Origin of the sequence: Collinsella sp. AF31-11 (genome assembly GCF_003475605.1) — a bacterium.
Taxonomy (GTDB): Bacteria; Actinomycetota; Coriobacteriia; order Coriobacteriales; family Coriobacteriaceae; genus Collinsella.
This window is the reverse complement of sequence record NZ_QRQS01000036.1, coordinates 1-1,506: the sequence shown is the minus strand read 5'-3', so window position 1 is coordinate 1,506 and position 1,506 is coordinate 1. Positions and strand designations below refer to the sequence as shown.

Genomic DNA, 1,506 nt, shown 5'->3' with positions numbered 1-1,506 from the left:
GGTAGCGCGCAGAGATGTGGTGTAAGAGGCGGGGAATGCCCCGCCTCCGCCCTTTCTTGAAAGGGAGGGGACACCGCCTAGAATTCGTCGTTGGAGTAATGAAGGTGACGAATGGAAGGAAAGGCGATGCCCCAAGAAGAGAGTGTACTGCGCCTCGGCCGCGACGAGGCCCTCGAGGCGGCGAGGCTTTGGCAGGAGTGCGGCGACGCGCGCGAGTTCGCGTGCAGGGTGCTGGGCAGCGTGATGAACGCGCTGATGGACTCCGAGGCCCAGCAGATGTGCGGCGCGAGCCGCAACGAGCGCAGCGACGGCAGGGAGAACAGCCGCAACGGCTACCGCCCCAGGTCGCTCAAGACCGCCGTGGGCGACGTGGAGCTCGAGATACCCAAGCTCAGGCACGGCACCTACTACCCCGAGGGCATGCTCGCGCGATGGTCGCGCGTCGACACCTCGGTGGCCGCCATCGTGCAGGAGATGTACGTATGCGGCGTGTCCACCCGCAAGGTCGAGCGCGTGGCGTCCAAGCTGGGCATATCCTCGCTGTCGAGCTCGGAGGTCTCGAGCCTCTGCTCCGACCTCGACGCCGAGGTGGCGGAGTTCCGCCGCCGCGACCTGTCGGGCACGCCGTGCTGCTACCTGTGGCTCGACGCCACCTACATGAGCTGCAGGGTCGGCTCGTCGGTCGTCTCGCAGGGCGCCGTGACCGCGATCGGGCTGGGCGCCGACGGGCGCAAGCACTTCCTGGGCTGCGACGTGGTCGACACCGAGAGCGAGGACTCCTGGGCGGCATTCCTCGGCGGGCTGCGCGAGCGCGGGCTGGCCGGCGTTCGCCTCGTGGTCTCCGACAGCCACGCCGGGCTCGTGGCCGCCGTCTCGCGCCTGTTCCAGGGCTGCGCCTGGCAGCGCTGCGTGACGCACCTGCAGCGCAACCTCCAGAGCGCCTGCTCGGGCAGGCCCGAGGACTCCAAGGCGGCCGTCAGGGACCTCGTGCACGCCGCGGTCTACCAGGACGACCCCGACCTCGCGCGCTGCGTGTGGGCCGAGGCGGCGCCCTGGGTGGCGTCGGTGTCCGCCAGGGCCGGCGAGGTCTTCGAGCAGGCCGAGGACTCCGCGCTGGCGTTCACGGCCTTCCCCAGGGCGCACTGGGCCAAGCTCCGCACCAACAACGTCCAGGAGCGCGCCAACCGCGAGATCAAGCGCCGCTACAGGGTCGTGCAGTCCTTCCCCTCGAGGGAGTCGATGCTGCGCCTGACGTGCGCGAGCCTCATGGAGACCGAGGGACAGTGGTCCCAGCAGCGCGTGTTCTCCGAGGCCTCGGCCGCCGAGGGCTTCGCCGAGCCCGCGGACAGGCCGGCCCCGACAGAGGGGAGGCGCCGCGCGCTCGGGCGGCGCGCCAGGGAGATAGTGGACGAGATAGTCGAGAGGCGCGGTCTCAAGAAGGAGTAACATCGGGACTTGCAGCGACGGACCTCGGGACGCTCTTACACCACGTCTGCGCGCGCCACC

Annotated in this window: 1 protein-coding gene; it reads left to right on the top strand. The window is 70.1% G+C overall.

Annotated features, from left to right (window positions below; genetic code table 11):
• The first annotated feature begins 126 nt into the window (after positions 1–126).
• Complete coding sequence (locus tag DWZ22_RS10085; RefSeq protein ID WP_233546497.1) at positions 127–1,446, top strand: IS256 family transposase; 1,320 nt, start codon at positions 127–129, stop codon at positions 1,444–1,446.
• The last annotated feature ends 60 nt before the right edge of the window (positions 1,447–1,506 follow it).

Bases quoted from the DNA above. Each gene is read 5' to 3' on its own strand.
- DWZ22_RS10085 (WP_233546497.1), top strand. From the start codon at position 127: ATGCCCCAAGAAGAGAGTGTACTGCGCCTCGGCCGCGACGAGGCCCTC.